Consider the following 13,188-nt stretch of genomic DNA (forward strand, 5'->3'; position numbering starts at 1 on the left):
ATAAGATTTTATGAAAAACTATCTCTTTAGATGTTTGTGCTTGGCAGTTGCTTTAGTATCATGCAACCTTACTGGTGCACAACAAAAAGCGAATTATCAGTTAGCGGAAAAGTTCCGTTTGTTGGAGCAGAACCCTATAGCTAAGTATTCTACAGAAGTCAGGCCGAGGTTTATCAACGATACGGATTGTTTTTATTACTCCTTTACAACACGTGAAGGGAAGAAATACTATTATGTTAATCCGAAGAAAAAGGAGAAATGCTTGTTGTTTGATACGGATGAGTTATTGAGCAAAATTGCAGTATATACTAAGAAAGCCTATTCTTCAGCAGATCCGCATTTGTCTTTCACATTTATGGAAGACAACGAAACTATTCGTATTGATTTTGACAGTGGACTTTATACATACAATATCCATACGAAAGAATTGAAGCAACTTGATGAGAAGCCGACTTATAAGACTGGCGACCCGTATTGGATGAAATATTCTCCGGATAGCTTGTATTTTCTTTACGCCAGCAAGGATAATTTGTATTTCGTTGGAAACCCGAAAAAGGGACAGGATACAATCCCGGTTCAATTGACGACGGACGGTATGCCGGATTATACATTCAATCGTGAAGACGAAGGTAAGATGGAAGGTCGTTTCGGAGCCGAATCAGCTCACTGGATTCCGGGAAGCCACCGTTTCTATGCTGTCCGTGAAGACAACCGAAAGGTTCGTGACTTGTGGGTTATTAATTCTTTATCCAAGCCTTCTCCTGAATTGATTCCTTATAAAGCCGAATTGGCCGGCGATAAAAACGTGACTCAATATGAATTACTGTTGGGAGATATAGACAAGCGGGAAGTTAAGAAGGTGGATATCAATCGTTGGCCGGATCAGTATATTGATGTATTGTATGCGTCAAAAGACGGAAAACGCTTGTACTTCCAACGTTATAACCGTACATGGAACCAGTCGGATATTTGCGAAGTGGATGTAGAGACCGGAAAAGTGCGTGTGGTGATTCATGAAGAAAATAAGCCGTATCTCGATTATCAGATGCGTAATGTTTCTTTCCTGAATGACGGAAAAGAAATCCTGTTCCGTTCCGAACGTAACGGTTGGGGGCATTATTATCTGTATGATACAGCAACAGGAAACCTGAAAAATCAACTGACAGACGGCACTTGGGTAGCCGGTCCGGTTGCGCAGATTGATACTATCGGACGCAAGATGTATTTCTATGGTTACGGACGGGAGAAAGGAATTGACCCTTATTACTATATTCTTTATGAAGCTCATTTGGATCGTCCGAATGCACTCCGTCTGTTGACGCCGGAGAATGCGTCACACGAAGTCAGTATCTCTCCGTCCTGTCGCTATCTGGTAGATTCATATTCTACTGTGTCGCAGGAGCCGGTAAATGTGGTTCGTAACCGGAATGGGAAGGTAATCATGACATTGGAGAAACCAGACTTGCAACCTGTCTATGAAATGGGCTGGAAAGCTCCGGAACGTTTTAAAGTAAAAGCAGCCGACGGAGTAACCGACCTTTATGGTGTGATGTGGAAGCCCGCCGATTTTGATTCGACGAAAGTTTACCCTATCATTTCGAATGTTTATCCGGGGCCGTTCTTCGAGTATGTGCCGACTCGTTTTACAATAAATGATGTTTATAATACCCGTTTGGCTCAATTGGGATTTATTGTAATTACCGTAGGGCACAGAGGCGGTACTCCGATGCGTGGAAAGGCTTATCACGCCTACGGATATAACAATATGCGTGATTATCCGCTGGCGGATGATAAATATGCTATTGAGCAACTGGCTGCCCGCTATCCGTTTATAGATGCTACCAAGGTAGGTATTTACGGTCACTCAGGCGGCGGATTTATGTCGGCTGCTGCTATTTGCACTTATCCGGACTTTTATTCGGCTGCTGTCTCATCGGCTGGTAACCATGACAATCGTATTTACAATAAAGGTTTCGTGGAGATTCATTATGGTGTAGATGAGAAGGTGACAACGACTAAAGACAGTTTGGGAGTAGAAAGCAAAACGTATGATTATAGTGTACGTGTGCGTCCGAATCAGGAACTGGCGAAGAATTACAAGCATGGATTGCTGTTGTTTACCGGTGCCATAGACCAGACTGTGAATCCGGCCAATACTTTACGTCTGGTAGATGCATTGATTAAAGCGGACAAGGACTTTGATATGTTTGTGCTGCCGAAATGTACTCATGGATTCTTCGGTGAGTCCGAGAGCTTTTTTGAGCATAAAATGTGGCGTCATTTTGCACGTTTGTTGTTGTACGACAATTCGGCGGATTGTGATGTTGATTTGAATAAAGATATGATAAAAGATGAAAGGAGAAGATAAAATGAAGCGGACAAAAATGGGAATCGGATTAATGGTAGGGTTGTTAATCGGTTTTGTTCCGAATGTCGATGCTCATGCACAGAAGAAACCGCTAGATATTGAAGCCTGTATGTCGTGGAAACGTGTCGAATCACCTGATATTTCTCCGACAGGACGATGGGTAACCTATCGGATTTCTCCTATGGAATATAATCCTGAAAACAAAGAGGCAAACACTTTGCATTTGTTTGATACACGTACCCGTAAGGAGATTTTGTTGGATGATGTGGAAAACATAGATTTTTATAATTCGGATCAGGCTCTTTCTTATCAGAAGGCGGACTCTGTGGGAAATATGAAAACAATTTTGATGGAGTTGCCTTCAGGTGTAAAGACCGAATGGGCGTATAAAGAAATTTTTCGACCGGTAAATGGGACTCCTTATTCGGTTTCAGTAACAAACGTTCCGAAAGATACAATCAATCATGTTCCTTCTTTTGATCGTTTAGTGGTTCGTAATATCAAAACCGGCACTGCTTTCCAGATTGACAGTATTGGCTATTATACTTTGTACAATGAGGGACGGTCTATTGTCTTTGTACACAGACAAGCGAAGGGTAATGCTTTGTGTTATGGACCACTGACCGGACCTTATCAGACTATTTATCAGAGTCCTGTAAAGAAGGAACCGGCTTCTTTCAGTTTGAATACAAAGCGGATGACAGGAGAGTTTTGTGTGAAAGATTCATTATGGTACAATTTTTCTTTGAAGAAGAATACCTGTGATTTGGTATTCGATCGTAAAAACATTGTTCTTCCTACTGGGATGGAGCTTGTTCGCGCTAGTCTGTCGCATAGTCAGGCGTTTCTGACGATGGAACTCCGGCCTTGTCAGGAAAAAGTGGAGCAAAATAAAGAAGAGGCAAAGCCGGATAAGAGTTTCGAACTGGAATTGTGGACTTGGAATGAATGCGAAGTTCCTCCTTTGCAGACTCGCAGCCGTTATTTCCGTCCTCAATATTCGAAATATATTTATGATATTGCTTCCAAAAAAGTGACGGAAGTAGCTCCGGATTATGCTGATTTGTTGGTGCCGGACCGTGCGGAAGAGATTCATCATGTACTTTATACAGACGAAACCCCTTACCATATGCAGAAGGAATGGCATCATGATATACCATTTGATGTCTATTCTGTGAATGTACATACGGGGGAAAAGCGGTTAGTAGGACGTAGTTATCGGACAAGACCGAAGTGGTCGATGAACGGCAAATGGGCTGTAATGTATGATCCTGTTGCACAAGTGTGGAATAAGTTTGACGGAACAACGGGTGAGGTTACTGATGTTTCAACGGCTATTGGATATCCTGTATTCGAGGAGACTTATGACAAACCGAATCCTGCACCTGCTTATGGTATTGCAGGCTGGACTGCCGATGGTAATCATGTGCTGATTTATGACGCTTATGACTGGTGGAAAATAGATTTGACCGGAGAAAGTCAACCAGAATGTTTAACCAAAGGATATGGTCGTAAAAATCAGAAATCTATCCGTAAAATGACCAGCAATATTGATAAGGAAGTATTCGAACCGAACGAGACGGTCATGGTCAGCGTATGGGATGAAAACACAATGGATGAAGGTGTTTATTTACTTGACATGAAAGGTCGCTTGAAGAAGCTCGCAGAAGGTCCTTATATCTATGCAATTCATCGTTTCTCTGACAATCAGAAGTTTTGTATCTGGAATCGTCAGAATATATCAGAATTTCGTGATCTGTGGTGGAGTAAATCTGATTTCTCTGATCCAATTCGTATAACGAATGCTAATCCTCAACAAAGTGAATACAAATGGGGTACTGCAAAGTTAGTGGAATGGACCAATTATGAGAATAAACCTAATAAGGGAATACTTTATCTGCCGGAAGATTATGATGCAAAAAAAGAATATCCCGTACTGGTGCAGTTTTACGAGACACATTCCGGAGGATTGAATACTTATCATGCTCCTATGTTGAGCAGTGCAATGGCGGATGTGATGTATTTTGTCAGCAATGGATATGTTGTATTTATGCCGGATGTACACTTCACCATAGGAACACCTGGGCAGAGTTGTTACGATGCCGTGGTAAGTGGAACAAAATATTTGATAGAACAGGGGATAGCACATCCGGGGAAGATAGGTTTGCAAGGGCATAGCTGGTCAGGATTTCAAACCAGTTATCTGGTGACAAAGACAGATATATTCGCTTGTGCTAATATCGGAGCTCCTATTACTGATATGGTGACTGGTTATCTGGGAATCCGTAATGGTAGCGGCTTGCCGCGTTATTTCATGTACGAAGAATGGCAAAGTCGTATGGGAAAGACATTGTGGGAAGCCAAGGATAAGTATTTGGCAAGTTCGGCTCTCATAGAGGCAGATAAGATACATACACCATTGCTAATTTGGCATAATGATAAGGATGAAGCCGTTGCTTACGAACAAGGTCGTGCACTTTATCTGGCTATGCGTCGTTTACAGCGTCCGGCATGGCATCTTAACTACAAGGGCGAGGGACATTTCCTTAGTAGTCAGGCCGCTCAGAAAGATTGGACCATTCGGATGATGCAGTTCTTTGACTATTACCTGAAAGGAACAAAAGAGCCGCGTTGGATGAAAGAGGGTATTCATCTAAGAGAACGCGGAATTGATCAAAAATATGACTTATTAGAAAAATAAAAAAATGAAGAAACTATTAATTACAGTAATAGCTCTGTCTTGCTTTGCATTCAGCAGCTACGGACAAGACAAGGTGGAAAAACAAATTATTGGTAAATGGTGTAATCCTTATACCTATGAATCTACTGGTGAACTCAAAGGATTTGAGTTTAAAAAAGGCGGGAAATGTTCTGCTGTTAATATTCCTTCTTTGGATTTAAAGACTTGGAAGATTGATAAGGACGGTTATTTGATTATCGAAGGTTTCAGCAAGGAAGACGATGGAAAGGTAGAAGTGTATAAAACACGTGAACGCATTGGAAAGTTGACAACTGATTCTTTGGAATTGGTAGCTCAGGATGGACCTCCGCGATTGGCTTTTCTATATCTGAATATGAAATCAATCAAGAAATTGGTTACTCCTGAAGTAGCTCCTGACAAGAAGTAATAAATCTCTCTCTTAATAATTTAGTGTTAATATTAGCATCGTGTTGCTAATGAAAACGCCCTGTCGTAGTGATTATGATGGGGCGTTTTTTGTTATTTTAGTATCTGAATTGTATCTTTCTGTGTAAAAAATATTAATTTCATGAGGTATGCTCTGAGTAATTTAATATTATATTTAGTATGGAATATCGCTATTTAATTGTATTTTTGGCACAAAATACCCAAAATGGATAGCAAAGAGATTTCCATAGAGCAGATAAATAAACTGGATGCTACAGCTTTTCGTATGCTTTATAAAACTTATTATAAGGCATTGGTTTGCTATGCAATACAGATAACAGGGGAATCTGGAGCTGCAGAAGATATTGTACAGGAGCTGTTCTCTACCATTTGGGAAAAGCAAATGTCATTTAAGTCATTGGTGTCATTTAAGGCTTATTTATATAATTCCGTTCGGAATGCTTCAATTGATTATCTCAAGCATAAGGATGTTGAATTTGATTATTTGCAAAAGATAATAGAATCACATCAGGCATACAGTATAGGAGATGATGAGGAGGATGGTTTCTTCACTGAGGAGATTTTTCGCCAACTGTTTATGACTATTGACTCTTTGCCAGAACGTTGCAGACAAGTTTTTTTGTTGTATATGGAAGGTAAGAAAAACGAGGAAATAGCAGCCGTGCTTTGTGTTTCTCTTGAGACCGTTAAGACACAAAAGAAACGGGCAATGTCTTTTCTTAGGAAAAAATTAGGTCCACATCATTTTGCGTTGCTCTTGTCTATTCTTCCATAGAAAAGATGTTTCTTAAAAAAAAGTTGCTTTAACTTGTCCCTCATTTTATCTGTTTAGTCGTCTTTTATATAAATGATGCAAAAACATATAATGGAACGTAAAAGAAACATAAATTCTGTAATTCATGATCAGTTACTAGGACGGCTTTCAGAAGAAGAAAGGAAGCGATTGCAGGTTTGGATTGAAAGTTCTTTGGAAAATAAAAAGAACTATGAATGTTTAATGCATGGTACTGATTTGGCTGAAAGATATCGTCTGTCTGCAACGGTAGACGAAGAACAGGCATGGAAAAAATTTCAGAAAAAACATTTTCAAGTTCGTGGAATCCATCGCAGAATGCTTTGGAAATATGCTGCTATCCTTATGATACCCGTGATTATTGGTGCAGCCATTTGGGTTGGAATGTGGCGAAATGCCGATACCGGACCTGTAAGAGTACAGGACGATCAATTAGCAATGTTACGGTCGGAAAAGATGGGAAAGCAGAAAGCTATCCTTGTATTGGCCGGTGGGCAAGAAATTGAATTGAAATCGGTTACTAATCAATCATTGCAGGATTCGACTATCTTGCCGGTGTTATCCCCCAAGGTTGTGAAAGAAACACAAACAGAAAATGAAGAAGTTGCTGCTACTGACAATAATAAATTAGTCACTTATGATGATAGTGAATTTTGGCTCACCTTTGAGGATGGAACAAAAGTTCATTTGAATTATAACACAACTTTAAAGTATCCGTCGCATTTTAGCACTGTTAGCCGTACTGTTTATTTGGATGGAGAGGCTTATTTTCAAATAGCTAAGGATGACAAACGACCGTTTCGGGTTATAACAGCAAATGGGATTGTCAAGCAATATGGTACCTCTTTTAATGTTAATACATATGTAGCCGGAGTCACGAAAGTGGTACTGGTGGAAGGGGCTATCAGTGTCCTTCCTAATCAGGGAGATGAGCATAAGATACATCCTGGAGAACTGGCTGTACTAAATGGAGCAACACAAGATGTTCAAATCAGCAAGGTAGACATATCACCTTATATAGCTTGGAATAGTGGGCGTTTTGTATTTGACAATTGTTCTTTGGAAACTCTTATGGAGGTGATATCCCGTTGGTATGATAAGGAAATAATGTTTGAAGATGAAGATATAAAGACGATACGTTTTACCGGTGACCTTGATCGTTACGGTTCCATAATCCCTATATTAAAAGCAATTCAAAGAGTTACTCATCTGAAAATGGATGTTGAAGGCGAAGCTATTATTATTAGAAGAGAATAAAAACAATTATTAACCACATTTACTAAAAAAGGAGGAGTCCATGCAAATAAAAAGGGCCAGAGAGCGTATTGTGATGTCTCTCTGTATTATTTTTCTGTTGTTCGCACCGATATCGGCAACAGCGCAGTCTAATTCAATGAAAGTATCCCTTAATTTAAAGTCTGCATCAGTTAAAGAGTTTTTTGATGCAGTGAAAGCTCAGACAGGCTTGAACTTTATTTATAACACTGAGCAAGTAAAGAGTATGTCTCGTATCACGATCCAAAGTAAGGGGCAACCTATTACTGAAGTTTTGGATAAAGTATTGGCTAATACAGGCTATACTTACGAGATTGAAGGCAATATTGTGACTATTGTATATCAACAGCCAAAAGAAAAGAAAAAAACTTTCACTGGAGTGGTGGTGGATGAAGGAGGAGAACCTTTGCCTGGCGTCACTGTTTTGATTATAGGGAAAGAGAAGAATATCGGCACGATGACGGATGCGGAAGGGACTTTTTCTTTGGGGCTGCCTAACAAAGATGTTATTGTGCGTATTTCTTTCGTCGGGATGCAACCGATAGAGATCAATACTGCAAAGTTGAATTTGGATAAGACACATACATTTCGGTTGAAACCGGACTCAAAGCAATTGGACGAAGTGGTGGTGACCGGTTATGCGAAAATCAGCAAGAACAGTTTTACAGGTACGTCTGTAACGGTATCTGCCGACCAGCTGATGTCCGTTTCAAAGACAAACGTACTGGGTGCTTTGCAGGTGTTCGACCCTTCATTCCGTATTGCGGAGAACAACCTAATGGGGTCCAACCCGAACAACGTCCCCGAGTTGTATATCCGTGGGCGTTCCGGAATCGGGACTACCGAACTGGCTGCGGAAGACCTCTCCAAATCGGCGTTGAAGAATAATCCGAATCTTCCTACGTTTATTATGGACGGTTTTGAAATCAGTGTACAGAAACTATACGATATGGATCCGAGCCGCATCGAGAGTATTACGATTTTGAAAGATGCTGCTGCTACGGCAATGTATGGTTCGCGTGCTGCCAACGGGGTGGTGATTATCACAACAGTCACTCCGAAACCGGGCAAGATTCATGTGAACTATAACTTTACAGGTACGTTGGAGTATCCCGACCTGACGGATTATAATCTGATGGATGCCAAAGAGAAGTTGCAGACAGAAGTTGCGGCAGGACTGTTTAAAGCCGACCCGGAAAGTGCAACATTCATTAGCGAACAGAACAGGCTGGACCAGATTTATCATAAGAAATTGAATAATGTGGTTCGTGGTGTGAATACTTACTGGCTGTCGAAACCTCTCCGTACGGTGTTCAATCACAAACACAGTCTGTATCTTGACGGTGGAACGGAGAACCTGCGTTGGGGGGTCGATTTGTCGTACAACAACGATGCCGGTGTGATGAAAGATTCGTATCGTGACCGTATGTCGGGAGGTCTTTCTTTGTCATACACCTTGGGAAACTTCCAGTTGCGCAACAGCTTTTCTTACACTTATACTAACTCTTCAGATTCGCCCTATGGTAGCTTTGCGGATTATACCTCCAAACTGCCCTACGATGTATATTTGGATGAGAATGGTAAGTATTTGGAGATGACGTATGCGTGGAACGGAACCAGCGGAGGCGAGAATCCTTTGTACGAGGCTACATTGGGAAGCTACAGCCGTGATAAGTCGTGGGAATTGATAAACAATACGGAGTTGTTGTGGAACATTACTCCGCATTGGTTGCTCAAAGGTCAGTTTAGTGTGACCAAATCCAATTCGGAAGCCAATGACTTCTTAGATCCGCTTTCAAAGAAAAACAGCGATAGACTGTCGTTGAATAATGTTGTTTCCGGTCAGTTGAATGTCGTTACTGCCAACAGTTTGTCATGGGACGCTACGTTGACCTTGTCTTACAACCGTAACATCAAAAAGAACAGCTTGAATTTTCTTGCTGGTATGAATGCCACATCGAGCACAGGCACCGGGCTTTCTATTGATTACCGAGGCTTCCCTTCTGGTACTCTCTCATCGGTAGGCTATGCAAACTCTATATATGGCATGCCCTCGGCATCCGATTCCAAGAGTCGCTTGTTCGGTGTGTTGGGCACTTTCAACTATTCGTACGACAACATCTACTTAGCCGATGTGTCTATTCGTCTCGACGGAAACTCCGAGTTTGGAGCCGATAAGCGTTTTGCACCTTTCTTCTCGGGAGGTCTGGGGCTGAATATCCACAATTATTCGTTCATGAAGGATATGGAATGGCTGGAACGTCTGAAAATACGTACCACTTACGGTGTCACCGGTAAAGTGAATTTCTCACCCTACGATGCACAGACCATGTACCGGATTATCAACGACAACTGGTATAAGACTGGTTTGGGAGCTTCATTGATAGCGTTGGGAAACCGTAATTTAGGCTGGGAGAAAACCAGAAACTGGGATTTGGGCTTGGATTTGAATATGCTGAACGGATTGATTCAGTTGGACTTCTCTTATTACCGCAAGAAGACAGTCGATTTGGTCAACAGCGTGACTTTGCCCAGTTCTACGGGCTTTACTTCATACAAAGATAATATTGGTGAAGTGATGAACAAAGGAGTGGAAATCCAGTTGCGCAGCAACCTTTTCCAGAACAAAGATTGGTTGGTAGCTCTGTTTGCCAACTTAGGACACAATAAAAATGAGATTCTGAAGATTTCGGACAGTTTGAAAGATTACAATAACAAAGTCTTGGCAAAATACGACGACTATGATAAAGCTTTCGAAAGAGCGGATGGGAAATATGCACAAACCTATTTGCAATATGTGGAAGGAGGGTCGTTGACTTCTATTTTCGGAGTTCGTTCTTTGGGTATTAATCCGGCAGACGGTAAAGAGATTTTTGTGAAAAAAGACGGTTCGATTACTTATGACTGGACTGCTTCCGATCAGGTGGTCATCGGAAATACCGAACCGAAAGCGCAGGGTACGTTTGGTCTGAACCTGCGTTGGAAAAACTTTACGCTCTTCTCTACATTTATGTATGAGTTTGGCGGCCAGCGTTACAACCGGACGTTGATTGATAAAGTGGAGAATGCACTTATCTCTTCGCAGAATGTAGACCGTCGTGTGTTGAGCGGACGTTGGCAGAATGTAGGTGATATGGCACCGTTTGGCCGATTGCAGACAGGTATGGTAGCCACTACGCGTCCTACAAGCCGTTTTATTCAAGACTACAACGTGTTGTCATTCAACTCACTCACCATAGGCTATGATGTTCCTGCCGAACGATTGAAGAAGTTTCATTTGGGAATGCTCCGTTTTGAACTCTCGGGCAACGATTTCCTGCGTACTTCGACCGTGCGTGCAGAACGCGGATTGGACTATCCTTATTCCCGTTCTTTCGCTCTGTCTGTGAAAATGAGTCTATAACCCCTTACAATTTACACAATGAAAATCAGAATTAAAAATACACTATATTTATTCTTGGTGATGCTGCTGGCGGGCAGTTGCGATTGGCTGGAAGTGTCTCCTTCCAACGAAGTGAATGAAGAAGATCTGTTCGCTAAAGGGAGCGGTTACCGCAATGCACTCAACGGCATCTACTTGAATATGTCGGACAACTCCCTTTATGGACGAAACCTGAGTTATGGATTTATTGAAGTACTGGGACATCAGTATCTGCCGGAACACCTTAAGAATACTGGTTCTTATTATAAAACTTACCAGTTTCTTTACGATGATACCGATGTGAAGTCTTTTATTTCGGTGATGTGGTCGAAAGGATATAATGTGATTGCCAGCTGCAATAACCTAATTCACAATATCAGTGAGGCAGATGCAATGCTTTTTGACGGAGTAGAGATGGAGAAGAATATGATCTGGGGCGAAGCGTTAGCATTGCGTGCATTGATGCACTTCGAGCTTCTGCGTATGTTTGCTCCTTCTATGGAGGTCGATGATGGAAAAGCATATATCCCTTATGTGGACGAGTATCCTGTCATCAATACAACCTATTACACAAACGCGGAAATCTTGAAGAAAATAGAAGCGGATTTTAAAGAAGCCCGACGTTTGGTAGCTATGTGCGATGTAGAGCAACATCCGGAATGGATGCAATATGATGTACGTATGAGAGGGGATGGAGTAACCACAGACTTGCCTGATGATGTGTTTTATGCTTTTCGCGGCTATCGCATGAATTATTATGCCATTACAGCCTGGATGGCACGCATGTATATGTGGGCAAAAGATTACGATGCCGCTTTCAGTTGCTCGGAAGAGGTCATTAACTCTACTTATAAAGACAGAGCTTATTTCGATTTCATTAATTCGGCAGAGTTATCGAAAGACAAGAAAGACAGCAAGAGCTTGATTTTTACGATTTCTCATAACAATGTATTGACCGATGAGTACAAGCCATTCACTAATAACGGTAGTGAAAATCTGTTTTTGTTCAGTAAAGATGATATTTATGATGAAGAACTGGAGAAGAAAGAAGATGTGCGTGGAAAAGATGAGATGTTGACATTGGTCACAGGAGCTTCTTATTGTTCCCGGAAATATCTGATAGAGGAGGGTACTATTGGTTATGACATGATACCAATGCTGAGATTGAGTGAATTGTATTATATAGTTGGCGAGTATTATGCACGTAACAATCAGTTGGATAAAGCCGGTGCGGCATTAGATGTTGTCCGTCATGCCAGGGGGCTGATGTTGGCTCTTCCCGAACCTTCATCTTTGGATGCTTTTTACAAGGAGATGATCAAAGAGATGCGTAAAGAATTGATTGGAGAAGGACAGTTGTACTTTCTGTATAAGCGTCTGAATATGAAAGAGCCTTTCGATATGGATGAAAAGAACGTGAATTTTGTGTTTGAGCATCCTGAAAATGAAGACATTTAATAAGATTAATACAGTAGAAAGATGAAACAATATATATTATTATCGTTATTTGCTTTGTGCTTGGTCGCTTGTTCTGAAGATGAAATAAAGCCCTATCATGGAGAGCACTATTTGTTTTTCAGTGAGCTGATGGAAAGTGGAGATGAAGCCATCGAACTATCGTTTAACAACTATCCACTTGATGATGAACTGACAGTGAAAATTGGTGTGCGATTGGTGGGAAGTCCGTTTGAAACGCCTACTGTTTATAAAGTTGGAGTAGTAGCAGACAAGACAACGGCACAAAGTGAAAACTATGAGTTACCAATCAATCCGACTTTTGGAGCTAATGTGGCGGAAGATGTTTTGGAATTGAAATTGAAGAAAACCGAATCACTGAAAGAGGATGTGGAATTGCTGTTAAGGATAGAGCCGAATGAACATTTTGCCGGAAGTGTAAAGAACTACGAGACTATAAAAATCGTATTCAATAACGTACAAAGTAAACCTTTATGGTGGACTAAAGATGTGGAAACCGTTTATTTGGGAGCATATACTCGTGAAAAGTATTTGGCATTGGTAGAATATGGTGGCGAGGAAGTGCTTCGTTTTGGAGAGTTGAATTCGGCAGAACAGCGTCAGTGTGCATTGCGCCTGAAAGATGCCATTGAGAAATATGGTTTGAAGGAAGCGAACGGCAAGGCGATGACAGTGCCTATTTATTAATTTAGTTTGAAAGAAATGTA

The 13,188-nt window shown here is 41.2% G+C and carries 8 protein-coding genes; all 8 read left to right on the top strand.

What is annotated here, in order from left to right; all coding sequences use genetic code 11:
* Positions 1 to 10 precede the first annotated feature (10 nt).
* Complete coding sequence (locus tag AAHJ11_RS09180; RefSeq protein WP_298044723.1) at positions 11 to 2,368, top strand: S9 family peptidase; 2,358 nt, start codon at positions 11 to 13, stop codon at positions 2,366 to 2,368.
* Positions 2,352 to 5,069, top strand: coding sequence for a prolyl oligopeptidase family serine peptidase (locus tag AAHJ11_RS09185; RefSeq protein ID WP_320979408.1), 2,718 nt, complete (start codon positions 2,352 to 2,354; stop codon positions 5,067 to 5,069). Before AAHJ11_RS09180 ends, AAHJ11_RS09185 begins: the two co-directional genes overlap by 17 nt.
* A gap of 4 nt (positions 5,070 to 5,073) precedes the next feature.
* A complete protein-coding gene (locus AAHJ11_RS09190) occupies positions 5,074 to 5,496 on the top strand; it encodes a lipocalin family protein (protein ID WP_148367845.1) in 423 nt (140 codons plus the stop codon).
* 225 nt (positions 5,497 to 5,721) lie between these two features.
* Positions 5,722 to 6,291 (top strand): RNA polymerase sigma-70 factor, encoded by a 570-nt coding sequence (locus AAHJ11_RS09195; RefSeq protein ID WP_148367846.1) that lies wholly within the window; start codon positions 5,722 to 5,724, stop codon positions 6,289 to 6,291.
* 90 nt (positions 6,292 to 6,381) lie between these two features.
* Entirely contained in the window at positions 6,382 to 7,566 is a 1,185-nt protein-coding gene (locus AAHJ11_RS09200) for a FecR family protein (protein WP_229128633.1), read from the top strand.
* 40 nt (positions 7,567 to 7,606) lie between these two features.
* Positions 7,607 to 10,987 (top strand): SusC/RagA family TonB-linked outer membrane protein, encoded by a 3,381-nt coding sequence (locus AAHJ11_RS09205; protein ID WP_217721764.1) that lies wholly within the window; start codon positions 7,607 to 7,609, stop codon positions 10,985 to 10,987.
* A gap of 18 nt (positions 10,988 to 11,005) precedes the next feature.
* Positions 11,006 to 12,463: a RagB/SusD family nutrient uptake outer membrane protein gene (locus AAHJ11_RS09210; protein WP_254883790.1), complete on the top strand. Its 1,458-nt coding sequence runs from the start codon at positions 11,006 to 11,008 to the stop codon at positions 12,461 to 12,463.
* Between the two features lie 21 nt (positions 12,464 to 12,484).
* The gene (locus tag AAHJ11_RS09215; RefSeq protein WP_148367849.1) at positions 12,485 to 13,168 is read left to right on the top strand and encodes a DUF4843 domain-containing protein; all 684 of its coding nucleotides are present in this window, start codon (positions 12,485 to 12,487) and stop codon (positions 13,166 to 13,168) included.
* Positions 13,169 to 13,188: the final 20 nt, after the last annotated feature.

The sequence above is a fragment of the Bacteroides sp. 90-K9/2 genome (assembly GCF_047310725.1).
GTDB lineage: Bacteria > Bacteroidota > Bacteroidia > Bacteroidales > Bacteroidaceae > Bacteroides > Bacteroides vicugnae.